Annotated in this window: 18 protein-coding genes; 11 read left to right on the top strand and 7 right to left on the bottom strand. The window is 59.8% G+C overall.

All coding sequences use genetic code 11. The annotated features are described in order from the left end of the window. Positions 1 to 97: 97 nt before the first annotated feature. The 4 genes from VC35_RS09615 to VC35_RS09600 all read right to left on the bottom strand — a co-directional run bounded on the left by VC35_RS09615 (position 98) and on the right by VC35_RS09600 (position 5,793). Positions 98 to 1,141, bottom strand: coding sequence for an ABC transporter substrate-binding protein (locus VC35_RS09615; protein WP_046039492.1), 1,044 nt, complete (start codon positions 1,139 to 1,141; stop codon positions 98 to 100). Between the two features lie 48 nt (positions 1,142 to 1,189). Beyond that, positions 1,190 to 2,314: an ABC transporter ATP-binding protein gene (locus tag VC35_RS09610; RefSeq protein ID WP_046039490.1), complete on the bottom strand. Its 1,125-nt coding sequence runs from the start codon at positions 2,312 to 2,314 to the stop codon at positions 1,190 to 1,192. 350 nt (positions 2,315 to 2,664) lie between these two features. After that, positions 2,665 to 3,294: a response regulator gene (locus VC35_RS09605; protein ID WP_008051638.1), complete on the bottom strand. Its 630-nt coding sequence runs from the start codon at positions 3,292 to 3,294 to the stop codon at positions 2,665 to 2,667. A 102-nt stretch (positions 3,295 to 3,396) separates the two neighbouring features. After that, positions 3,397 to 5,793, bottom strand: a complete 2,397-nt coding sequence (locus VC35_RS09600; protein WP_046039488.1) for a PAS domain-containing sensor histidine kinase — start codon at positions 5,791 to 5,793, stop codon at positions 3,397 to 3,399. Positions 5,794 to 5,866: 73 nt separating this feature from the next. On the opposite strand from VC35_RS09600, the gene VC35_RS09595 reads away from it, so the two are divergent. After that, positions 5,867 to 6,856, top strand: a complete 990-nt coding sequence (locus VC35_RS09595) for an alpha/beta hydrolase family protein (protein WP_046039486.1) — start codon at positions 5,867 to 5,869, stop codon at positions 6,854 to 6,856. A 138-nt stretch (positions 6,857 to 6,994) separates the two neighbouring features. Here VC35_RS09595 and VC35_RS09590 read toward each other — a convergent pair whose 3' ends face one another. The 3 genes from VC35_RS09590 to VC35_RS09580 are packed head-to-tail and all read right to left on the bottom strand — an operon-like array spanning position 6,995 to position 9,451. Beyond that, complete coding sequence (locus VC35_RS09590) at positions 6,995 to 7,762, bottom strand: TerB family tellurite resistance protein (protein ID WP_046039485.1); 768 nt, start codon at positions 7,760 to 7,762, stop codon at positions 6,995 to 6,997. Position 7,763: 1 nt separating this feature from the next. Further along, a complete protein-coding gene (gene murU, locus VC35_RS09585; protein WP_046039484.1) occupies positions 7,764 to 8,435 on the bottom strand; it encodes an N-acetylmuramate alpha-1-phosphate uridylyltransferase MurU in 672 nt (223 codons plus the stop codon). Beyond that, positions 8,432 to 9,451 (bottom strand): aminoglycoside phosphotransferase family protein, encoded by a 1,020-nt coding sequence (locus VC35_RS09580; RefSeq protein WP_046039483.1) that lies wholly within the window; start codon positions 9,449 to 9,451, stop codon positions 8,432 to 8,434. Before VC35_RS09580 ends, murU begins: the two co-directional genes overlap by 4 nt. 130 nt (positions 9,452 to 9,581) lie before the next feature. Here VC35_RS09580 and VC35_RS09575 point away from each other — a divergent pair, with 130 nt between their 5' ends. The 10 genes from VC35_RS09575 (at position 9,582) to VC35_RS09530 (ending at position 22,464) form a co-directional block, all read left to right on the top strand. Next, positions 9,582 to 12,380 (top strand): LPS-assembly protein LptD, encoded by a 2,799-nt coding sequence (locus VC35_RS09575; protein WP_046039482.1) that lies wholly within the window; start codon positions 9,582 to 9,584, stop codon positions 12,378 to 12,380. Continuing rightward, positions 12,361 to 13,677: a peptidylprolyl isomerase SurA gene (gene surA / locus VC35_RS09570; RefSeq protein WP_404942351.1), complete on the top strand. Its 1,317-nt coding sequence runs from the start codon at positions 12,361 to 12,363 to the stop codon at positions 13,675 to 13,677. The genes VC35_RS09575 and surA overlap by 20 nt, the downstream gene beginning before the upstream one ends. Then, positions 13,674 to 14,663, top strand: a complete 990-nt coding sequence (gene pdxA / locus VC35_RS09565) for a 4-hydroxythreonine-4-phosphate dehydrogenase PdxA (RefSeq protein WP_046039481.1) — start codon at positions 13,674 to 13,676, stop codon at positions 14,661 to 14,663. Before surA ends, pdxA begins: the two co-directional genes overlap by 4 nt. Further along, positions 14,660 to 15,469 (top strand): 16S rRNA (adenine(1518)-N(6)/adenine(1519)-N(6))-dimethyltransferase RsmA, encoded by an 810-nt coding sequence (rsmA, locus tag VC35_RS09560; RefSeq protein ID WP_046039480.1) that lies wholly within the window; start codon positions 14,660 to 14,662, stop codon positions 15,467 to 15,469. Before pdxA ends, rsmA begins: the two co-directional genes overlap by 4 nt. A 115-nt stretch (positions 15,470 to 15,584) precedes the next feature. Continuing rightward, positions 15,585 to 15,965 carry a Co2+/Mg2+ efflux protein ApaG gene (gene apaG / locus VC35_RS09555; RefSeq protein ID WP_007980214.1) on the top strand — a complete coding sequence of 127 codons (381 nt, stop codon included), beginning with the start codon at positions 15,585 to 15,587 and terminating at the stop codon, positions 15,963 to 15,965. Then, complete coding sequence (locus VC35_RS09550; RefSeq protein WP_046039478.1) at positions 15,965 to 16,846, top strand: symmetrical bis(5'-nucleosyl)-tetraphosphatase; 882 nt, start codon at positions 15,965 to 15,967, stop codon at positions 16,844 to 16,846. Before apaG ends, VC35_RS09550 begins: the two co-directional genes overlap by 1 nt. Positions 16,847 to 16,879: 33 nt before the next feature. Further along, positions 16,880 to 17,209 (top strand): thiosulfate sulfurtransferase GlpE, encoded by a 330-nt coding sequence (gene glpE, locus VC35_RS09545; RefSeq protein ID WP_008051614.1) that lies wholly within the window; start codon positions 16,880 to 16,882, stop codon positions 17,207 to 17,209. Between the two features lie 297 nt (positions 17,210 to 17,506). Then, positions 17,507 to 19,429 carry a PrkA family serine protein kinase gene (locus tag VC35_RS09540; RefSeq protein WP_007982655.1) on the top strand — a complete coding sequence of 641 codons (1,923 nt, stop codon included), beginning with the start codon at positions 17,507 to 17,509 and terminating at the stop codon, positions 19,427 to 19,429. A 204-nt stretch (positions 19,430 to 19,633) separates the two neighbouring features. Beyond that, positions 19,634 to 20,905, top strand: coding sequence for a YeaH/YhbH family protein (locus VC35_RS09535; protein ID WP_007993202.1), 1,272 nt, complete (start codon positions 19,634 to 19,636; stop codon positions 20,903 to 20,905). Beyond that, on the top strand, positions 20,902 to 22,464 hold the full coding sequence (locus VC35_RS09530) for a SpoVR family protein (RefSeq protein WP_046039475.1): 1,563 nt from the start codon (positions 20,902 to 20,904) through the stop codon (positions 22,462 to 22,464). Before VC35_RS09535 ends, VC35_RS09530 begins: the two co-directional genes overlap by 4 nt. Positions 22,465 to 22,477: the final 13 nt, after the last annotated feature.

Below are 22,477 nucleotides of genomic sequence, written 5' to 3'. Positions count from 1 at the left end.
AAAATTCTGTTGGCAATTGCCAATTTTGTGAGTGCTGCGCACTCAAGCGGGAGCAAGCTCCCTCGCCACAAAAAACCGCGCCCACATTGGCTTGTGCTTACTTCGCAGCCCAGGCGTTGAAGCGCTGTTCCAGTTGCTCGCCGTTGTCAGCCCAGAAGCTGACATCGATCTGCACCTGGTTGGCGATGTTTTCCGGGGTGGTCGGCATGTCTTTCAGGACATCCTTGCCCAGCAGCGGTACGGCCTGGGTGTTGGCCGGGCCGTAGGCGATGTTTTCCGAATAGGTCTTCTGCTGCTGTGGCATCACCGAGTAGGCGATGAACTTCTTCGCCGCTTCAGCGCGCTTGGCATCCAGACCTTTTGGAATGGCCCATGCGTCGAAGTCGTAGATGCCGCCGTTCCACACGACTTTCAGGTTGCTTTCTTTCTGCACGGCAGCGATACGACCGTTGTAGGCCGAGCTCATGACCACGTCACCGGAAGCGAGGTATTGCGGCGGTTGTGCGCCAGCTTCCCACCACTGGATGTTTGGCTTGAGCTCATCGAGCTTCTTGAACGCGCGGTCCTGACCGTCCTTGCCGGCCAGCACTTTGTAGACGTCCTTCGGCGCAACGCCGTCGGCCATCAGTGCGAATTCCAGGGTGTACTTGGCGCCTTTACGCAGGCCACGCTTGCCCGGGAACTGCTTGGTGTCCCAGAAATCCACCCAGCTGGTCGGTGCGCTTTTCAGTTTGTCGGCGTTGTAGGCCAGCACGGTCGACCATACGAAGAAACCCACGCCGCAAGGCTGGATCGCGCCCTTGACGTAGTCTTCGGTCTTGCCGAACAACATAGGATCAAGCTGCTCGAACATGTCTTCGTCGCAACCACGGGACAGCTCCGGCGATTCAACCTCTACCAGATCCCAGGACACGCTCTTGGTGTCGACCATGGCCTTGACCTTGGCCATTTCGCCGTTGTACTCGCCGGCCACGATCTTGCCGTTGCCTGCCGCTTCCCACGGTGCGTAGAAGGCTTTGACCTGAGCTGCCTTGTTCGCGCCGCCAAAGGACACCACGGTCAGGTCCGGGCCGGCCGCCATTGCGTGTGCCGCGCCCATCATGCCCAGTGCCAAAGCGGTGAATTTCAGGGATCTCAACATTTATTGTTCTCTCCACGTGCAGGGTTGGTGTTGGTGTTGCCGGGGCGATCAATGCGCCTCTAAAAGAGGATCGAGTGCGCGAACGTGCTCGACCTGCCAGCCAAGCGGTACCACGTCGCCGACGGCGAGCGAGGGATCAAGCTCGGCAATCGGCTGTTTCACGAAGAAGTCGGTCTTGCCGCAGACTTCCATGCGAACCCGGACGTGGTCGCCCAGATAGATGAATTCCTCGACTCGCCCGGAGAAGCGGTTGACGCATTGGTCGCTGGAGCCATTGAGGCTCACTCGCTCCGGACGAATGGACAGGGTCACCGGCTCGCCGGTCTGGCCGACGTTGACCGCCAAGGCTTCAACCTTCTCACCGCGCCCGAGCTCCACAATGCAACGGTCGCCGGTTTGGCTGTGCAGTCGGCCATTGAGGCGGTTGTTCTCACCGATGAAGTTGGCGACGAAGGTGTTTTTCGGCTCTTCGTAGAGGGTGCGCGGTGGCGCGATCTGCTGGATTTCGCCCTGATGGAACACCGCCACACGGTCGGACATGGTCAAGGCTTCGCCCTGATCGTGGGTCACGTAGACCACGGTGACGCCCAGACGCTGGTGCAGGTGCTTGATTTCCATCTGCATGTGTTCACGCAGTTGTTTGTCGAGTGCGCCGAGGGGTTCGTCCATCAGCACCAGTTGCGGCTCGAACACCAGCGCGCGGGCCAATGCCACACGCTGTTGCTGACCGCCGGAAAGCTGCGCCGGGTAGCGCTGGGCGAAGGCATCGAGCTGGACCATGCTCAACACGCGCTTGACCCGGGCACTGACGTCGCTCTTGTTCATGCCGCGTACGGTCAGCGGGAACGCCAGGTTCTCGGCCACCGTCATGTGCGGGAACAATGCGTAGTTCTGGAACACCATGCCGATGTCGCGCTTGTGCGGCGGCACGTTGTTGATGGCGCGCCCGGCCAACAGGATTTCGCCCGCGGTCGGCGTTTCGAAGCCGGCGAGCATCATAAGGCTGGTGGTCTTGCCGGAGCCGGACGGCCCGAGCAACGTGAGGAATTCGCCTTTGCGAATGTCCAGGTTGAGGTCCTTGACGATCAGGTTCTCGCCGTCGTAGCTCTTCTGCACTCCACGAAAGCTGACCAGAACATCATTGGCCCCTGCGCTTGAATCGACCTGGCTCATACCCACACCTTTGTTATTGATGACTGCTGTGGGACTAAGCCTAGTGGACGCTGGGGACCGCGCAAATCGGGGCGCAAGAGAGATTGGCCTCAGCCGGATGGAAGGTTGGGGGTAGGGATTGCCCTACAAGGATGGCGCAAATGGATAAGGCTGCTACAAGTGTCGAGCTGCAAGCCACAAAAGCGAGCAAAACGGCTGTCGCTATTGGATATGCCTGCCATCCCAAACCAGACGGAGATCCCTTGTAGGAGTGAGCCTGCTCGCGATGGCGTCTTGTCAGTCAACATTGCATTGACTGATCCACCGCGATCGCGAGCAGGCTCACTCCTACAGTTTTGATTGCGGTGTTGTTAGAGGAGCTTGTGTTCCATCGCGTACTTCACCAGCTCCGCCAGCGAGGTGATGTTGAGCTTCTGCATCAGCCGCGCCTTGTGGGTACTGATGGTTTTGCTGCTCAGCGCCAGTTGCTGGGCGATGTCGTTGACGTTGGCGCCCTGGGCCAGGCGTTCGAACACGGAGAATTCGCGCTCGGAGAGTAACGAATGCAATGGACGCGAGTCGGTAAGACCGACCTCGAAAACCATGCGGTCGGCCAGTTCAGGATCGATATAACGCCCACCTGACGCCACTTTGCGAATGGCCGTCAGCAACAGCGCCGGGTCGCTGTCCTTGGTCGCATAACCGGCAGCGCCCACCTTCAACGCCCGGGCGGCCATCTGCGCTTCGTCATGCATCGACAACACCAGGATCGCCGGTGGATTGTTCAGGGCGCGAATCCGCGGAATCGCTTCCAGGCCGTTGACGCCCGGCATGGAGATATCCAGCAACACCACTTCGCAGGGCACATGACGCAACGTATCGAGCAACTGCTCGCCATTGCTCGCCTCCCCCACTACCAGCAAGTCCTTGGCCAGGCCGATCAACTGCTTGATGCCTTCGCGGACAATGGTGTGGTCTTCGGCTACCAGTACACGGATCACGTTCTTCTCCAGGTTCAAGATCTATCGCGAGCAGGCTCGCTCCCACATTTGGAATGCGTTTCCCCTGCTCGCGAAAGCGTCAGCACAGACACCAAAAATTCTTCAGGCTTCGTCCAGAGGCACGCGCACTTCTAACGTCGTGCCCTCACCCGGCTCACTCTCCAGCGACAACTCGCCGCCCAGGATCAACACCCGCTCACGCATGCCGACGATCCCAAAGGACGTTGGCCTGCCAGGCGCGGCGACAAATCCTACGCCATCATCGCTGACCGTCAGACACAACTCGCCGCCTTCAAGGGTCAGTGTCAGTTCAACAGTATGCGCCTGGGCGTGCCGCATGACATTGGTCAGCGCCTCCTGAAGGATTCGAAACAGGCCGATTGCCTTTGCATCGCTGAGCATTGGCAAATTGTCCGGCACCTGCACCAGACACGGGATCTGCGTACGCGCCTCAAATCGTCGGGCCTGCCACTCAATGGCCGAGGCGATGCCAGCGTCGAGAATCGGCGGTCGCAATGCTGTGGCCACATCGCGGACCAACTGAAACAACTGAGCGATCAAGCGCTTCATGCTGTTCAAGCGCTCGTTCAGACCCGGATCAAGCTGGGCGTAGGCCAGTTCACACATGGAGGTTTCCAGCTTCAACACGGTGAGCATCTGACCCAACTCGTCGTGAACTTCCCGGGCAATGCGCGCCTTTTCTTCTTCGCGCACGCTTTCCAGGTGCGCGGACAACTCACGCAGTTGCTCCCGGGAACTGGCCAGTTCAAGTTCGATGCGCTTGCTCTCGCTGATGTCCCAGACGATCCCGTCCCACACATAGGCGCCGTCCTCCAGCCGACGGGTGATGGCCTTGATTTCCGCCCAGCGCTGTTCGCCCTGACGCGTGAGGATTCGCCCCTGCCACGACCAGTCGCTGTCGGTATCCAGCGCATGATCCTGGGTCTGGTGATAGCTGGCCTTGTCATCCGGATGCACGAGACTGCGCAGGCCTTTATCGCGATGGGCCAGCGTGGCCGGCGAGTAACCCACCAGGCTTTCGCTGCCTTCGCTGATGTAGGCAAAGTCGATCTGACCGGTCACCGGTGCCCGCTCCAGCCGGAAAACCAGTCCCGGAACGTTGGCGGCGATGCCCTGCAGCCGCGCCTCGCTTTCCTGCAAGGCCGCCAGGGCACGACGCCGCTCGGTGACATCGTTGAGGTAAACCACCAGGTATTCGCCATCGCGAAAGCGCAGAAAACTCAACGAGACATCGGCCGGCAGGATGCTGCCATCGGCCCGCACGCAATTGGATTCGAAGCTTTGCGGGCCGTCTTCACTGGCCCGGGCGCGCTTCCACAGGTTCAGCCAACGGTCCATGTGCAGGCCGGGCTCGAAGTCGATCAGGGGCCGATCGATGATCCCGCCGGCCGGATAGCCCAGCATGCTTTCCGCCGCGCGGTTGGCGTAGCGCACATGGCTGTCCCAGTTGACCCAGAGGATGCCGACGGTGCTCTGGTCGATGGAAAACTGCGTAAGTCGCAAGGCCTCTTCGCTGGCGGCGCGCAAGGCGATGTCTTCTTGCGCGGCCAGCAGGCGCAATTCCAGGCTGTGCTGCTGGCGACGCTGCCAGAACACAATGGCCATGCAACTCAACGCCAGCACGGCCAGCAACAGACAGAGGTTTTGCCAAAACCCCGGCGACTCGGTGAGCCGCGGATACTTGGGTTGCAGCCATTGATTGTGCAGTTGCTCCAGGTCCTTGGCCGGGATCGCCCGCAATGCACTTTCGACGATGTCCGCCAGTTCCGGCTTGTCGCGGAGCGTGGCCACCCGCAGCAACTGCGGCAGGCCGACATCCCCCACTACCACTAACCCGGAGAACTCCGTCTCGACCGACAAGCGTCCCAGCTGCGCCTCATCGATCACCGCATAAGTTGCCTGCTGGCCGACCAATAATTGCAATGCCTGGCGCTCCATCGGTACGCCTTGCAGATTCAGGTGCGGGTAGTTGCCGCGCAGGTAATCGGCGATGGCACTGGGCATGCGCACGGCGACGCGGGTCTGGCTGTCGAGCTTTTCCAGCTCGACAGCGCCAGCGCTTTTCTGGTCGCTGACCACCAGCTGCGGCACCCGCATGTAGGGGTCGGAAAACTGCCAGAGGCGCAGCCCGCCAGGGGTCTGGGTCAGCCCCGGGGCGATGTCGATTTCGCCCTCGCGGGCCGCGGCTTCCAATTGCTCAAGGTCGGGAAAATTGCGCCAGCTCAATTCGACATTGAGGTTTTTTGCGAGCCACTTCATCAACTCGACGTTCACCCCGGACAGGCGCTGCAAGCGGCGATCGTATTGCGCATAGGGCGCCTGCAACACCACGCCGACCCGCAACTCGCTCTGCTGCGCCAGCCAGTGCTGTTGTTTCGGGGACAGTTGGGCAATGGGCGCCGGAGGCGCGGCGGCCGCCCAGCCCATCAAGGGAAACCACAAACAGCCGATAACCCACAGGCAGCGAAAACGCATCATTGAACTCTCACACACTGACAAATACTGACCAACCCATTAGGCTGCCGGAACATCTTCTGGCCTGGAATATCCGATGCCCCCTGTCTACCGCCTGGCACTGCCAGCATTGTGCCTGTCGCTGATCCTGCCTTGCGCTTTTTCCGTCAAGGCGGCCGACCCGGCGCCCGCCGCGGAGGAAAAAACCGCCGAAGAAAAACCACTCGAACGTCAGCCGCTGCCTGAGCGCAGTCAGGAGGAAGCGACTGCACTTGAGCGAAAAATCCCGCCTCAGGAACAGCAACAACTGCAAGCGGGCACCGACACATTCCTGGCCTTGTGGAAGCCGGCCAATACCGCCGAACCCAAAGGCGCGGTGATTATCATCCCGGGCGCCGGCGAAACCGTTGACTGGCCGCAAGCGATCGGCCCTTTGCGGCGCAAATTGCCGGATGCCGAATGGAGCAGCCTGAGTATCACCTTGCCGGACCTGCAAAGCGATGCCATTGCGCCACGAATCGTCGAAGCCGCGCCGGCACCCAAGCCCTCCGAAACCGGCAGTAAAGACTCGACCACAGCAGCCCCTATCGAACAAGTGGCCGGTGGCGAGGCCGATGTGGCCGACAAGGCCATCGCCGAAACCACCGAGGAACAGTCCAAGGCAGATGCCGAGCGCATCTTTGCCCGGATCGACGCCGCGATCGCCTTCGCCGAACAGCAAAGCGCCCGCAGTATCGTGGTGTTGGGGCATGGTTCGGGCGCCTATTGGGCCGCGCGCTACCTGAGCGATAAGCAGCCATCGCAGGTCGAAAAACTGGTGATGGTTGCCGCCCGGACACCTGTGGCGGCCACGCCCGGGCTGGCAGAGCTGACCCCGACCCTGAAACTGCCGACCGCGGATATTTTCTACAAGGACAAAGCGCTGGATCGCGACGCAGCACTGGAACGCCTGCAGGCCAGCAAACGCCTGAAGTCATCGGCATTCAACCAGGTCGCGCTCAAGGCGTTGCCGGATACCAAGGCCGAACAGGAGCAACTGTTCCGTCGGGTGCGGGGTTGGTTGAATCCGCAGAGCCCGGCGGACTGACAGACCGAAGAGCCTTCATCGCGGGCAAGCCACGCTCCCACAGGTTTTATGCCGATCACAAAATTGCGATCGACACAAAACCTGTGGGAGCGAGCTCGCTCGCGATAGCGGCATCACTGGCGACGCAAATTTTCCGGGCTAGCGAAAATCCCGCCGCTCCCGAATCAGCGTGTAGGCGTTATGCAGTTCACGCGTTCGCTCGGTGGCTTCACGAACCTGCGTCGCCGTCGCGCCAGTGCCGGCAATCTTGTCCGGATGATGGCGACTGAGCAGGCGCCGATAAGCACGCTTGATCTGTGCCGGCTCAGCGGTGGCCGACACCCCCAAAAGCCTCAGCGCGTCCTGATAACTGGGCACGCTGTTACCCAATGGTCGCTTCTGCGGCTCATAGTCGTGGGCCAACGCCTGCACCTGATGGGATGTCCAGCCCAGCCACTTGCCCCATTGGCCGATCAATTGACGTTCACTGCTGCCGGCACGACCATCGGCCCAGACCATTCGCCAGCAGGCGCGCAACACACCTTCTGCCGCATGGGGCTGGGCACTCAGGCGACGCAGATAACCGCGCAGCCGGTCGCGGCCCGACTTGCCGCGATTGAATGCGGCAATCGCACGACGCTGGGCCGACTCGGACATGTCCAGCGAGCGCATTTCCGCCCGGGCCTGTTCGATATGCCCGGCCTTCACCTGGCCATCACACTTGGCCAGGCGCCCCAACAGGACAAACAGCAATTCATCGTTACGCAGCACCGGGCGACCGCCCAGTTTTTCCCGCAAGTGCCCCCAGCTTTGCAGGTGCAAGCGCCTGTCCAGCGCCTGCCCCAACAACGCGCCGAGCATGGCCCCCGGAATGCTGGCTATGGCAAAGCCTGCTCCGGCTCCGATCAGAGTCCCTGGCCAAAGCATCTCAGCGGCTCGCTTCTATTAATGTTTCAACTTCGGCCAGACGCTCGTGAGTGCCGACATCGACCCAGTGCCCCCTCAACTGCTCGCCGCTCACCTGCCCGTCAGCCATGGCCTTGCGCAGCAGCGGCGCGAGCTTGAAGGCCCCCGCAGTGCAACCGTCGAACAGCTGCGGATGCAACACGGCGATACCGCTGTAGGTCAGAGTGGCGGCCTCCGGCTGACCATCGTGCACCTGAGTTCCGACCAGGCTGAAGTCCCCGGCCGGATGATGGGGCGGGTTGCTGGCCAGCACCAGGTGCGCCAGGCCGTTGATGGGCTGATGCAACACGCTGAAGTCGTAATCGGTCCAGATGTCGCCGTTGACCACGACAAACGCTTCATCCCCCAGCAACGGCAACGCGCGGAAAATCCCGCCGCCGGTTTCCAGGGGCTCACCTTCGGCCGAGTACTGAATGTTCACGCCATAACGCGAACCATCGCCCAGGTAGTCTTCGATCTGCTGACCGAGCCAAGCGTGATTGATCACGATGTCTATGAACCCGGCGGCGGCCAGCGCTAGCAGGTGATACTCGATGAGCGGCACACCGCCGGCAAGAACCAGCGGTTTTGGCGTGGTCAGGGTCAGCGGGCGCATGCGCTCGCCTTTGCCCGCGGCCAGAATCATTGCCTTCATGCTTGCACTCCGGCGCGCAGACTGGCCAGCAACACATCCAGCTCGGCCAGTTCAGGACGGCGAGCGATCACCGCTTCTATGTACGCAAAGAAACGCGGCACGTCGCCCAGATAACGCGGCTTGCCGTCGCGATGGCAAATGCGCGCGAAAATGCCGATGACTTTCAGGTGACGTTGCACGCCCATCAGGTCGCTGGCACGCTGGAAGTCCTCGAAGTCGGACTGAACCGGAATCCCGAGGGCACCCGCTTGCTGCCAGTAGCTTTCGAGCCAGCCGTGCACGCACTCCTCGGGCCAACTGAGGAATGCGTCCTTGAAAAGGCAGGTCACGTCGTAGGTCACCGGGCCATACACCGCATCCTGGAAATCCAGCACACCGGGATTGGGTTCGCTGAGCATCAGGTTGCGCGGCATGTAGTCGCGATGCACCAGGACTTTTGGTTGTGCCAGGGCGCTGTCGATCAACAGTTCGCTGACCTGCTGCCAGAGCACTTGCTGCGCCGCGTCGAATTCGATGCCCAGTTCGCGCTTCACGTACCACTCGGGGAACAGCTCCAGCTCGCGACGCAGCAAGGCCACGTCATAGCTCGGCAAAGGCGCAACCATCGGCAACTGCTGGAAAGCCAGCAACGCTTGCAGGGCATCCTTGAACAAATCGTCGGCGTTTTCGCTGTCGATGACGTCCAGATAGGTCTTGTTGCCCAGGTCATTGAGCAAAAGAAAACCGCGCTCGAGGTCGTCGGCATAAATTTTCGGCACATTTATTCCGGATTTCGCCAGCAAAAAGGCGATATCCACGAAAGGTTTACAGTTTTCCTGGGGGGGCGGCGCGTCCATCACGATGAAACTTTTGCCATCGCCCTCCCAACGGAAATACCGCCGGAAACTCGCGTCGCTGCTGGCCGCAGTCAACGTGGCCGGGGGTACGACGCCCCAGCCTTGCTCGGCAAAAAGGGTCGCCAATTGTTCATCGAGCCAAACTTTCAGGTGTTGCAAGCGTACATCTTGATCAGGCATTGCAAGGGTCTCCGACGGCGCTAGCCGTCAAGCGGGTCATGCTTTATTATCCAGCATCTTTTTCAGACCATCGAGAGGCGTGCGGCCCACACCGCGGGCAGATGGCACGCAGGAAGCCCGGACTAATAAGATGGCATTGAAATCCCCCGCGTTTCGTAAAAAATTTCCGTTGTTGGTTACCGGCAGTTTGCTGGCGCTGCAACCCCTTGCCACTTCCTACGTGGTCGCCGCGGAACAGTTTGACTGCTCAGTCTCTGCTTCGGGTTCCTGGGACTGTGCGCCAAAGACGCCGGCGGCTGCATTGCCACCGCGTCCCGTCCATGACGGCAGCGCAGTTTCCGCCACCGGTGAAGCCCCAGCCGAGAACGGTTCCAGCGAAGACGTCGGCGCCAAGCCGGTGCTGGTCACCGAATCCAAAGGCCGTGGCCTGAAGTCGCGTAGCGCAGACTACAGTCACCTCGATTGGGTTCCCCGCGAGCAGCTCACCGCCGCACAATTGGCCGAAACCGGTCCTTATTGCTCTGGTTCCTATATCGAACCGATTCGTCCTGGCATGAATGACAAGACGGATAAAAGTGATGCTCCCACCTTTATCGGCGCAAAAGCCTCCCGCTATAAGCAGGATGAGCAGGTCGCGACCTTGGCCGGTGACGTTGTCATGCGTCAGGGCAGCATGCAGGTCGAAGCCGACGAAGCCAACCTGTACCAGGCCGAGAGCCGTGGCGACCTGAACGGCAACGTGCGCATTCGCGACAACGGCGCCTTGATCGTCGGCGACCACGCCGACGTGCAGCTCGACACCGGTGAAGCCAAGGTCGATAACGCCGAATACGTGATGCACAAATCGCGCATCCGCGGTAATGCGCTGTACGCCAAACGTGCCGAGAACGCGATCATCCGCCTCAAGGACGGTACGTACACCACGTGCGAACCGAACAGCAACGCCTGGCAGCTCAAGGGCAACAACATCACCCTGAACCCGGCTACCGGTTTCGGTACGGCGACCAACGTAACGCTGCGGGTCAAGGACATTCCAGTCCTGTACACGCCGTACATCTATTTCCCGATCGACGACCGTCGCCAATCCGGCTTCCTGCCGCCGACCATCGGTACCGGCAGCGATACCGGCTTCGCGCTTGTCACACCTTACTACTTCAACCTGGCACCGAACTACGACGCCACGTTGTACCCGCGCTACATGGAAAAGCACGGCTTGTTGATGGAAGGCGAATTCCGCTACCTGACCAAGTCCAGCGAAGGCCAGTTCGGTGCGTCGTACCTCAACGACGAAAGCGACGAGCGCGACAAGCAGTCCGACGCCGAGAAAACCCGCTACATGTACAACTGGCAGCACAGGGGTGGTCTCGACTCGCGAGTGCTCACGCAAGTCGACTACACCAAGATCAGCGATCCGTATTACTTCCAGGATCTGCAAACTGACCAGATCGGCGTGAAAAGTGCTGACTACGTAAACCAGCAAGGTTCCGTCAGCTATCGTGGCGACAACTATGTGGCTCGCGTGAACGCTCAGGCTTATCAGCTGGCGACCGTATCGAACATTACGCCGTATGACCGCTTGCCGGAGATCACCTTTGATGGTGCGCTGCCGTATCATCCGAACGGTCTGAATTTTTCGTACAACACCGAAATCGTGCGGTTTGACCGGGATCTGCAGAAGGGCAATTACTCCGATGAAGACGGTAATGTAACCCCACGTCTGGACACCAACGTTGTAGGCCTGGCACGCGCCACTGGCGACCGCCTGAATCTCGCGCCCGCCGTCAGCTTGCCGATGAACGCGACTTACGGCTTCCTGACACCGAAGCTCAAGTACCAGTACACCCAGTACCAACTGGAGCTGGACAACACTGGCAAAGCTCAGATTGCCAGTCAGAACGCAGAACAGGACAGTCTCCTGGGAACATTCGACAGCAACCAGAACCGGGGCGTACCGATCGCCAGCATCGACAGCGGCCTGTACTTCGATCGCAATACCCAGTATTTCGGCAAGAACTATCGCCAGACTCTCGAGCCGCGTCTGTTCTACCTGTACGTGCCTGAGGTCGACCAGGAAGATATCCCGGTATTCGATACCAGCGAATACACCTTCAACTACTCGTCGCTGTTCCGTGACAACCGCTTCTCCGGCTCCGACCGTGTCGGCGACGAGAACAAACTATCCCTGGGCCTGACCAGTCGCTGGATCGAAGACAACGGCTTCGAACGTCAACGCATCAGCGTCGGCCAGGCCTTGTATTTCAAGGACCGCGAAGTTCAATTGCCGGGTATCGATGCAAAAACCCGCAAGGATACCCAGGCCAACGTTTCGCCTTACGCCCTGGAGTACGAATATCGCTGGAACCGCGACTGGCGTACCACGGCCGACTACAACTGGGACCCGGACAGCCGCAGCCCTCGCTCGGGCAGCGCGATGTTCCATTACCAGCCTGAAGACAACCCGAACAAGGTCATCAACGCCGGCTATCGCTATCGCAACGACCAGGTCCGTTATGATCAGAACACTGGTAAGTGGACCGTGGGTGGGGGGGATTACGGCGTCCCCGGCCAGCCTGGCTACGTGAAGGATTACTACAAGATCGAACAGCACGACTTCTCGGTGATCTGGCCGATCGTGCCGCAATGGAACGCCATCAGCCGCTGGCAGTATGACTACAACCGCAACCGTACCCTGGAAGCCTTCGGTGGCTTCGAGTACGACAACTGCTGCTGGAAACTGCGCCTGATCAACCGTTACTTTGTTTCCTATGACGAGTTCAGTCAGGAAGCACCGCAAAACGAAAAAGGCGACCATGGCGTCTTCCTCCAAATTGTTCTGAAGGGACTCGGCGGCCTGACTGGCGCCAAAGTAGAGAGCTTCCTCGACAAAGGCATTCAAGGTTATCGTGAACGTGAAGACCAAGCTTTCTGATTGTCTGCGCCCGCTGATGCTGGGCGCGCTGTTCCTGAGTACTGCGGCAAGCGCTGCAGTGCAGTCCATCGATAAAGTGGTGGCCATCGTCGACAACGACGTGGTCATGCAGAGCCAACTGGACCAACGGGTTCATGAAGTTCAGCAAACCATTGCCAAGCGTGGTTCTGCCGTGCCGCCGGCCAGCGTGCTGGAGCAGCAGGTACTTGAGCGCCTGATCGTCGAAAACCTGCAATTGCAGATCGGCGAGCGCTCCGGCATCCGCATTACCGACGAAGAGTTGAACCAGGCTGTCGGCACCATTGCCCAGCGCAACAACATGTCGGTCGAGCAGTTCCGCGCCGCCCTGACTCGCGACGGCCTGTCCTACGACGATGCGCGTGAGCAGATTCGCCGCGAAATGGTCATCAGCCGTGTACGTCAGCGTCGGGTCGCCGAACGCATCCAGATCTCCGAGCAGGAAGTGAAGAACTTCCTGGCATCCGACCTGGGCAAAATGCAGCTGTCTGAAGAGTTCCACCTGGCCAACATCCTGATTCCTACACCGGAAAGCGCCAACTCCGACGCGATTCAGAGTGCAGCCAAGCAGGCCGATGCAATTTACCAGCAGCTCAAGCAAGGCGCTGACTTCGCTCAGTTGGCAATCGCCAAGTCCGCCAGCGAAACCGCACTGGAAGGTGGGGAAATGGGCTGGCGTAAAGCCGCTCAATTGCCTCCGCCGTTCGATCGCCTGCTGAGCACCATGCCGGTGGGTGACGTCACCCAGCCAATGCGCACCCCGGGCGGCTTCATCATCCTGAAGATCCTCGAAAAGCGTGGCGGCCAGACCCAGATGCGCGATGAAGTGCATGTGCGCCACATCCTGGTCAAACCGAGCCCGATTCGCGACGAAGCAAAAACCAAGGCCCTGGCTGAATCGCTCTACAGCCGAATCGAGGCTGGCGAAGACTTCGGCGAGCTGGCGAAAAGCTACTCGGAAGACCCGGGTTCTGCCCTCAACGGCGGCGACCTGAACTGGATCGACCCGAACGCACTGGTGCCCGAGTTCCGCGAAGTGATGGCCAAGACCCCGCAAGGTCAGCTGTCCAAGCCGTTCCAGACTCAATACGGCTGGCATGTCCTGGAAGTCCTTGGCCGTCGCGCCACCGACAGCACTACACAGGCTCGCGAGCAGCAAGCAATGACCGCTTTGCGTAACCGCAAATACGACGAAGAGCTGCAAACCTGGCTGCGTCAGATCCGTGACGAAGCGTACGTGGAAATCAAACTCCCTGGCACCGACCAGGCAGCGCAGTGAAACCCCAACGTTTCGCGCTGACACCCGGCGAGCCGGCCGGCATAGGTCCCGACCTGTGCCTGCTGCTCGCCTCGCAAGCCCAGCCTCACCCCCTGATTGCCATTACCAGCCGCGACCTGCTCATTGAGCGGGCCGCGCAACTGGGTGTGGCTGTCGATTTGCTGCCGGTCACACCGGACAACTGGCCGGATGCACCCGCGCCAGCCAACAGCCTGTATGTCTGGGATACACCGCTCAAAGCCAAGGTCGTCGCCGGGCAACTGGACAAGGCCAATGCCGCCTTCGTACTGGAAACCCTGACCCGCGCCGGCCAGGGCTGCCTGGACGGAGATTTCGCCGGCATGATTACCGCGCCGGTGCACAAGGGTGTCATCAACGAATCCGGCATCGCCTTTTCCGGGCACACGGAATTCCTCGCCGACCTGACCCACACCGCGCAAGTGGTGATGATGCTGGCCACACGCGGTTTGCGCGTGGCCCTGGTGACCACTCACCTGCCCCTTCGCGAAATTGCCGACGCAATCACGCCGGAGCGTCTGGAACGCGTCACGCGAATCCTGTATGCCGACCTGCAAAACAAGTTCGGCATCGCCCGGCCACGCATCCTGGTCTGCGGGCTCAACCCCCATGCCGGCGAAGGCGGACACCTGGGCCATGAAGAAATCGATATCATCGAACCCACATTAGAGCGCCTGCGCGGCGAGGGCATGGACCTTCGTGGCCCCCTGCCCGCCGACACTCTGTTTACCCCCAAATATCTGGAGCACTGCGATGCAGTGCTGGCGATGTACCACGACCAGGGCCTGCCGGTGCTGAAGTACAAAGGCTTCGGCGCGGCAGTCAACGTGACCCTCGGCTTGCCGATCATCCGCACATCGGTCGACCACGGCACAGCCCTGGACCTGGCCGGCAGCGGCAAGATCGACACCGGCAGCCTGCAAGTCGCCCTGGAAACCGCCTACCAGATGGCCGAGACCCGTTTATGACCGAGCACTACCAACACAAGGCGCGCAAACGCTTTGGCCAGAACTTCCTGCACGATGCCGGCGTTATCGACCGCATCCTGCGCTCCATTCATGCCAAGGCAGAAGACCGCCTGCTGGAAATCGGCCCGGGCCAGGGCGCACTGACCCAAGGCCTGCTCAGCAGCGGCGCGCAACTCGATGTGGTGGAACTGGACAAGGACCTGATCCCGATCCTCAACCAACAGTTTGCCGGCAAGAGCAACTTCAACCTGCATCAGGGCGATGCACTGAAGTTCGACTTCAACAGCCTGAATGCCGCGCCTGGCAGCCTGCGTGTGGTCGGCAACCTGCCGTACAACATCTCCACGCCGCTGATTTTTCACCTGCTGCACAACTCGCACCTGATCCGCGACATGCACTTCATGCTGCAAAAGGAAGTGGTCGAACGCCTGGCCGCTGGGCCTGGCGGCGGTGACTGGGGTCGCTTGTCGATCATGGTTCAGTACCATTGCCGGGTCGAGCACCTGTTCAACGTCGGACCGGGCGCGTTCAATCCGCCGCCGAAAGTCGACTCGGCCATCGTGCGCCTTGTGCCCCACGCGGTACTGCCACACCCGGCCAAGGATCACCGCCTGCTGGAACGCGTCGTGCGCGAAGCTTTCAACCAGCGCCGCAAAACCCTGCGCAACACCCTCAAGCTGCTGCTGAGCAATGCCGAAATCGAAGCCGCCGGCGTCGATGGCAGCCTGCGCCCCGAGCAACTCGACCTGGCCGCGTTCGTGCGCCTGGCTGACAAGCTCAGCGAACAAAAGCCTGCCGCTGACTGACAGGCGATGAACGCTATCGGGTAGGGCGCCACTCTGGTCTACTACCCGATACTTGGCCTAGACTGAACCCCAACAGCTACGCCCCGCGTCCCGCTTCGTTTTTAAGGCCCCTTGCATGTCCGATCCTCGTTATCAGGTCGACGTCAGCGTCGTCACCCGCTATCTGGCAGAACAATCGCAACCCGAGCATGACCGCTTTGCCTTCGCCTACACCATCACCGTGCAAAATAATGGCGAAATGCCAGCAAAACTGCTTTCACGGCACTGGGTCATCACCGATGGTGACGGGCATGTCGAAGAAGTGCGCGGCGCAGGCGTAGTCGGCCAACAACCGCTGATCGACCCCGGCAAGAGCCACACCTACAGCAGCGGCACGGTCATGACCACCAAGGTCGGCACCATGCAAGGCACCTATCAGATGCTGTCCGACGACGGCAAACACTTCGATGCCATCATCGCGCCCTTCCGCCTGGCGGTGCCCGGAGCCCTGCACTGATGGCAACGTACGCTGTCGGTGACCTGCAAGGCTGTCTTCAAGCCCTGCAATGCCTGCTCAAACAAGTGGCGTTCGACCCACAACGGGATCGTCTGTGGCTGGTGGGCGACCTGGTCAACCGTGGCCCGCAGTCGCTGGAAACCTTGCGCTTCCTCTACAGCATTCGCGAATCGCTGGTGTGCGTGCTCGGCAACCATGACCTGCACCTGCTGGCGGCCGGACGCAACATCGAACGCCTGAAGAAGGCCGACACCCTGCGCGAGATCATTGAAGCGCCCGATAGCGCCGAACTGCTGGAATGGCTGCGCCAGCAAAAACTCATGCACTACGACGAACAGCGCAACCTTGCACTGGTCCATGCCGGCATTCCACCGCAGTGGTCGCTGCGCAAAGCCTTGAAATGTGCTGCCGAAGTCGAGACCGCCTTGCGTGACGACAACATGTTGCCGCCCTACCTCGATGGCATGTACGGCAACGATCCGGCGAAATGGGACAACGACCTCAAAGGCGTGACGCGCCTGCGGGTGATCACCAACTATCTCACGCGCATGCGCTTTTGCACCGCCGAAGGCAAACTCGACCTCAAGAGCAAGGAAGGTCTTGATACCGCACCAGCAGGCTACAAGCCCTGGTTCCAGCACAAGGAACGCAAGACCAAGGATCTGAAGATCATCTTCGGTCACTGGGCAGCACTGGAAGGCAAGTGCGACGAGCCGGGTATCTCGGCCCTCGACACCGGTTGCGTCTGGGGCGGCGCCCTGACCCTGATGAACGTCGACAGCCTTGAGCGCCGGTCCTGCAAATGCGACGAACACGGTCATGCCGTGCCGCCAGTCGCCTCATCCATTCCCCAAACATCGCCAGCCAGCGCCCCGCGCTAGACTGCCCATTCAGCCGAGCCACAGGAGCCCGCCATGAGCGAATTCAAACGTATCCCCCCGGAACAGGCCCAGGCCCTGCGCGAACAAGGCGCAGTGGTGGTCGACGTCCGCGACCCGGCCACTTTTGCCGCCCTGCACATCGCAGGCTCGAAGCATCTGGACAATCATTCCCTGCACGCTTTCATCCAGGGTGCCGACCTCGATGCACCGACCGTGGTGGTCTGCTATCACGGCAATTCCAGCCAGGGCGCGGCCGCCTACCTGATCAGCCAGGGCTTCTCCGACGTCTACAGCATGGATGGCGGATTCGAGTTGTGGCGTACGACGTATCCTGCGGAAACGGCGCAAGGCACCACTGAATAATTTTTTTGTAACGTTGCAAGCCCCGACTCTCGCGGGCTGGCGCGGTGGCAGACGAACGGTCTGCCACAACTAATTACGTATCTCGCCTTTACCTCCCGAATTCCCAACTATCCTTAAGCCCAGGCCATCCAAAACAGGGGAGAGCCGGTACACCGGCGCACGGGTCATCGGGAGTAGCTTTCGGAGTAGTCAGCTCCGGGAGAGTTCTGGGGGGTAAACAGCAATCGCCTGTACGGTTGCTGCCAGCATCGACTGAGTGATCCGGCGTCGGCTCCACGTATCGAGCGAGGTGACGTCATGAGTATCTTTAGCCACTTCCAACAACGCTTCGAGTCCACACGCCAGGAAGAACTCTCTCTGCAAGAGTATCTTGAGCTGTGCAAAAAAGACCGCAGCGCCTACGCTTCTGCCGCCGAGCGTCTGTTACTGGCCATCGGTGAACCAGAACTGCTCGACACCTCGACCAACTCGAGACTGTCGCGCATCTTCTCCAACAAGGTCATCCGCCGCTATCCGGCCTTTGAAGACTTCCACGGGATGGAAGAATGCATTGACCAGATCGTGTCGTATTTCCGCCATGCCGCTCAGGGCCTGGAAGAGAAGAAACAGATCCTTTACCTGCTCGGCCCTGTCGGTGGTGGTAAATCGTCCCTGGCCGAGAAGCTCAAACAACTGATGGAAAAAGTGCCCTTCTATGCCATCAAGGGCTCGCCGGTTTTCGAGTCGCCCCTGGGCCTGTTCAACTCCACTGAAGATGGAGCGATCCTGGAGGAGGACTTCGGCATTCCACGGCGCTACCTCAACACCATCATGTCGCCATGGGCGACCAAGCGCCTGGCTGAATTCGGTGGCGACATCAGTCAGTTCCGCGTGGTGAAACTCTATCCGTCGATCCTCAACCAGATCGCCGTGGCCAAGACCGAACCAGGCGATGAAAACAACCAGGACATCTCGGCACTGGTGGGTAAGGTCGATATCCGCAAACTGGAAGAGTTCCCACAGAATGACGCGGATGCATACAGCTACTCGGGCGCACTGTGCCGGTCCAACCAAGGGCTGATGGAATTCGTCGAAATGTTCAAGGCACCGATCAAGGTGCTGCACCCACTGCTGACCGCCACCCAGGAAGGCAACTACAACAGTACCGAAGGCCTCGGCGCAATTCCGTTCACCGGGATCCTGCTGGCGCACTCCAACGAATCGGAGTGGCACACCTTCCGCAACAACAAGAACAACGAAGCCTTCATCGACCGGATCTACATCGTCAAAGTGCCGTACTGCCTGCGGGTCAGTGACGAAGTGAAGATCTACGACAAGCTGCTGTTCAACAGTTCGCTGGCCAAGGCGCATTGCGCGCCGGATACCCTGAAGATGCTGGCCCAGTTCACCGTGCTCTCGCGCCTCAAGGAGCCGGAAAACTCCAACATCTACTCGAAGATGCGCGTGTACGACGGCGAGAACCTCAAGGACACCGATCCGAAAGCCAAGTCGATCCAGGAATACCGCGACAATGCGGGCGTCGACGAAGGCATGAACGGACTCTCGACCCGCTTCGCGTTCAAGATCCTGTCGAAGGTGTTCAACTTCGATCCGCACGAAATTGCCGCCAACCCGGTGCACTTGCTCTACGTGCTGGAACAACAGATCGAGCAGGAACAGTTCCAGGCCGAGACCCGCGAACGCTATCTGCGCTTCCTCAAGGAGTACCTGGCACCGCGCTACATCGAATTCATCGGCAAGGAGATCCAGACTGCCTACCTCGAGTCCTACAGCGAGTACGGCCAGAACATCTTCGATCGTTATGTGCTGTACGCCGACTTCTGGATCCAGGACCAGGAATACCGCGACCCGGAAACCGGCGAGATCCTCAACCGCGTAGCGTTGAACGAAGAACTGGAGAAAATCGAAAAACCGGCCGGCATCAGCAATCCGAAGGACTTCCGCAACGAAATCGTCAACTTCGTCCTGCGCGCCCGGGCCAACAACAACGGCAAGAACCCGACCTGGCTCAGCTACGAAAAACTGCGGGTGGTCATCGAGAAGAAAATGTTCTCCAACACCGAGGACCTGCTGCCAGTCATCAGCTTCAATGCCAAGGCAAGCAAAGAGGACCAGCAGAAACACAACGACTTCGTCACACGGATGGTCGAGCGGGGCTACACCGACAAACAGGTACGACTGCTGTCCGAGTGGTACCTGCGGGTCAGAAAATCACAATAACCCGCTGCCGGTCAGACCGGTTGTCGTCAGCCAGAGGCCTGTGTATGCATTTTCTGTTACACAAGCCTCTGGAAGGTGTTCGAAAGTCGGTAGCGAGTTCAAGCAGCATCCACAGCGCTTGGGGGAGCGTCGTACATCCCTTGGCTCTCAGTCCTTTGCTGCATCACCGCTCGCCCCTTTCAGGACAGCTTCTAAGGAGCAGTCATGAGCTATGTGATCGACCGACGTCTCAATGGCAAGAACAAGAGCACGGTGAACCGCCAGCGGTTTCTGCGGCGCTACCGTGATCACATCAAAAAGGCTGTCGAAGAGGCGGTCAGCCGGCGCTCCATTACCGATATGGAACACGGCGAACAAATCAGCATTCCCGGTCGCGACATCGACGAGCCGGTGCTTCACCACGGTCGCGGTGGCAAGCAGACGGTCGTGCACCCGGGCAACAAGGAATTCACCAGCGGCGAACATATCGCCCGTCCACCGGGAGGCGGTGGCGGCAGAGGCCCCGGCAAGGCTGGCAATTCCGGCGAAGGGATGGACGAATTCGTCTTCCAGATCACCCAGGAAGAGTTTCTCGAATTCATGTTCGAGGACCTCGAACTGCCCAACCTGGTCAAGCGCAACCTGACCGGCACCGACACCTTCAAGACCGTGCGGGCCGGAATCAGTAATGAGGGCAACCCGTCGCGGATCAACATCATCCGCACCCTGCGCTCAGCCCACGCCCGGCGAATCGCCCTGTCCGGCAGCAGCCGGGCAAAACTGCGCGAAGCCAAAGAGGAACTTCTGCGACTCAAGCAGGAAGAACCAGATAACTTCGGCGATATTCAAGAAATCGAAGCAGAAATCGAAAAACTCAGCGCGCGCATTCACCGCATACCGTTTCTCGACACATTCGACCTCAAGTACAACCTGCTCATCAAGCAACCCAACCCCAGTTCCAAGGCCGTGATGTTCTGCCTGATGGACGTGTCCGGCTCGATGACCCAGGCGACCAAGGACATCGCCAAGCGCTTCTTTATCCTGCTGTACCTGTTTCTCAAGCGTAACTACGAAAAGATCGACGTCGTATTCATCCGCCATCACACCAGCGCCCGCGAAGTGGATGAAGAGGAATTTTTCTACTCCCGGGAAACCGGCGGCACCATCGTCTCCAGCGCCCTGAAACTGATGCAGGAGATCATGGCCGAGCGTTATCCGAGCAACGAGTGGAACATCTATGCCGCCCAGGCCTCCGACGGTGACAACTGGAACGACGACTCTCCGATCTGCCGCGACATCCTGATCAACCAGATCATGCCATTCGTGCAGTACTACACTTACGTTGAGATCACCCCGCGCGAACACCAGGCCCTGTGGTTCGAGTACGAGCGCATCGCCGAAGCCTTTTCCGACACTTTTGCCCAGCAACAACTGGTCTCGGCCGGGGATATCTATCCGGTCTTCCGTGAACTCTTCCAGCGCAGGTTAGTGACATGACCGCCAAAGAGCAGAAACGCCAACCCATTTCCACCGGCTCCGAATGGACGTTCGAGCTGATCCAGGCCTACGACCGCGAAATCAGTCGTATTGCGGCTGGCTACGCACTCGATACGTACCCCAACCAGATCGAAGTGATCACCGCCGAGCAAATGATGGACGCCTACGCCTCGGTCGGTATGCCGCTGGGTTATCACCACTGGTCCTACGGCAAGCACTTCCTCAGCACCGAAAAGTCCTACAGCCGCGGCCAGATGGGGCTGGCTTACGAGATCGTGATCAACTCCGACCCCTGCATCGCCTACCTGATGGAAGAAAACACCATCTGCATGCAGGCGCTGGTGGTGGCCCATGCCTGCTATGGGCACAACAGCTTTTTCAAAGGCAACTACCTGTTCCGCACCTGGACTGACGCCAGCTCGATCATCGATTACCTGGTGTTTGCCAAGCAGTACATCATGCAGTGCGAAGAACGCCACGGTATCGACGCGGTCGAGGACTTGCTCGACTCCTGCCATGCCCTGATGAACTATGGTGTCGACCGCTACAAACGCCCTTACCCGATCTCCGCGGAAGAAGAACGTCGCCGGCAAAAGGACCGGGAAGAACATCTGCAGAAACAGATCAACGATCTGTGGCGCACCATTCCCAAGGGCGCGGACAAGTACAGCGACAAGGACAACGCACGCTTCCCCGCCGAACCCCAGGAAAACATCCTGTACTTCATCGAAAAACACGCGCCACTGCTGGAGCCATGGCAGCGGGAAATCGTGCGCATCGTGCGCAAGATCGCCCAGTATTTTTATCCACAGCGTCAGACCCAGGTGATGAATGAAGGCTGGGCCACGTTCTGGCACTACACCCTGATGAACGACCTGTACGACGAGGGCCTGGTCACCGACGGCTTCATGATGGAGTTCCTGACATCCCACACCAGCGTGGTCTTTCAGCCGGGCTTCGACAGCCCTTACTACAGCGGAATCAACCCCTACACTCTCGGGTTTGCCATGTACCGGGACATCCGGCGCATGTGCGAAGAACCCACCGAGGAAGATCGCCGCTGGTTCCCGGAAATTGCCGGCACCGACTGGCTGGCAGCCATCAAGTTCGCCATGAGCAGCTTCAAGGATGAGAGCTTCATCCTGCAGTACCTGTCGCCCAAGGTGATCCGCGACCTGAAGCTGTTCAGCATTCTCGATGACGACCAGAAGGATGACCTGCTGGTACCCGCCATTCACGACGAAGGTGGCTACCGCATCATCCGTGAAACCCTCGCGGCACAGTACAACCTGGGTAATCGCGAACCCAACGTGCAGATCTATAGCATCGACCGGCGTGGTGACCGCTCCCTGACCCTGCGCCACCAACAACACGACCGCAAACCGCTGGGAGAGTCCACCGAGGAAGTGCTCAAGCACTTGCACCGCCTCTGGGGTTTCGACATTCACCTGGAAACGCTGCAGGGCGATCAGGTCATGAAAACCCATCATGTGCCGCCCCGGAGCGAGCACAGCGAAGGCGATTACGGCCGCCTGGACCTGGCCGTCATCCATCTTTGATCCGGTTTGTGCC

The sequence above is a fragment of the Pseudomonas fluorescens genome, assembly GCF_000967965.1.
Lineage (GTDB): Bacteria > Pseudomonadota > Gammaproteobacteria > Pseudomonadales > Pseudomonadaceae > Aquipseudomonas > Aquipseudomonas grandcourensis.
This window is presented reverse-complemented; position numbering and strand designations above follow the sequence as displayed.

Excerpts from the sequence above, each read along its gene's own strand:
- glpE (WP_008051614.1), top strand. The coding sequence starts at position 16,880 with ATGAGCGAATTCAAACGTATCCCCCCGGAACAGGCCCAGGCCCTGCGC.
- VC35_RS09615 (WP_046039492.1), bottom strand. The coding sequence starts at position 1,141 with ATGTTGAGATCCCTGAAATTCACCGCTTTGGCACTGGGCATGATGGGC.
- VC35_RS09535 (WP_007993202.1), top strand. The coding sequence starts at position 19,634 with ATGAGCTATGTGATCGACCGACGTCTCAATGGCAAGAACAAGAGCACG.
- VC35_RS09575 (WP_046039482.1), top strand. The coding sequence starts at position 9,582 with ATGGCATTGAAATCCCCCGCGTTTCGTAAAAAATTTCCGTTGTTGGTT.
- VC35_RS09580 (WP_046039483.1), bottom strand. The coding sequence starts at position 9,451 with ATGCCTGATCAAGATGTACGCTTGCAACACCTGAAAGTTTGGCTCGAT.
- VC35_RS09590 (WP_046039485.1), bottom strand. The coding sequence starts at position 7,762 with ATGCTTTGGCCAGGGACTCTGATCGGAGCCGGAGCAGGCTTTGCCATA.
- VC35_RS09595 (WP_046039486.1), top strand. The coding sequence starts at position 5,867 with ATGCCCCCTGTCTACCGCCTGGCACTGCCAGCATTGTGCCTGTCGCTG.
- murU (WP_046039484.1), bottom strand. The coding sequence starts at position 8,435 with ATGAAGGCAATGATTCTGGCCGCGGGCAAAGGCGAGCGCATGCGCCCG.
- VC35_RS09610 (WP_046039490.1), bottom strand. The coding sequence starts at position 2,314 with ATGAGCCAGGTCGATTCAAGCGCAGGGGCCAATGATGTTCTGGTCAGC.
- apaG (WP_007980214.1), top strand. The coding sequence starts at position 15,585 with ATGTCCGATCCTCGTTATCAGGTCGACGTCAGCGTCGTCACCCGCTAT.
- VC35_RS09530 (WP_046039475.1), top strand. The coding sequence starts at position 20,902 with ATGACCGCCAAAGAGCAGAAACGCCAACCCATTTCCACCGGCTCCGAA.
- VC35_RS09550 (WP_046039478.1), top strand. The coding sequence starts at position 15,965 with ATGGCAACGTACGCTGTCGGTGACCTGCAAGGCTGTCTTCAAGCCCTG.
- VC35_RS09600 (WP_046039488.1), bottom strand. The coding sequence starts at position 5,793 with ATGATGCGTTTTCGCTGCCTGTGGGTTATCGGCTGTTTGTGGTTTCCC.
- VC35_RS09540 (WP_007982655.1), top strand. The coding sequence starts at position 17,507 with ATGAGTATCTTTAGCCACTTCCAACAACGCTTCGAGTCCACACGCCAG.
- rsmA (WP_046039480.1), top strand. The coding sequence starts at position 14,660 with ATGACCGAGCACTACCAACACAAGGCGCGCAAACGCTTTGGCCAGAAC.